The following is a 304-nucleotide window of genomic DNA, read 5'->3' as shown; positions in this document are numbered from 1 at the left end:
CTGTGACCCCCTGCTTGTAAGGCAGATGCTCTCCCAACTGAGCTAATCCTCCATATAATGACCCGTACGGGATTTGAACCCATGTTACCGCCGTGAAAGGGCGGTGTCTTAACCACTTGACCAACGGGTCATATTTATAACTTCCGCATACGGAGAGTAAGGGATTCGAACCCTTGAAACAGTTTATTACCCGTTTACATGATTTCCAATCATGCTCCTTCGGCCAACTCGGACAACTCTCCATAGTGAAACTCCGGCAGGCGGACTCGAACCGTCGACACCCTGATTAACAGTCAGATGCTCT

2 tRNA genes are annotated in these 304 nt (G+C 49.3%); both read right to left on the bottom strand.

The features are described from left to right. Window positions 1-58 precede the first annotated feature (58 nt). Window positions 59-130, bottom strand: a tRNA-Glu gene (locus FC64_RS04460). Between the two features lie 20 nt (window positions 131-150). Beyond that, window positions 151-242 (bottom strand) — tRNA-Ser (locus tag FC64_RS04455). Window positions 243-304: the final 62 nt, after the last annotated feature.

This window comes from Ligilactobacillus araffinosus DSM 20653, from assembly GCF_001435375.1.
In the GTDB taxonomy this organism is placed as follows: domain Bacteria; phylum Bacillota; class Bacilli; order Lactobacillales; family Lactobacillaceae; genus Ligilactobacillus; species Ligilactobacillus araffinosus.
Note: the sequence above shows the minus strand (reverse complement) of the source record. Positions and strands in the feature narration are given on the sequence as shown.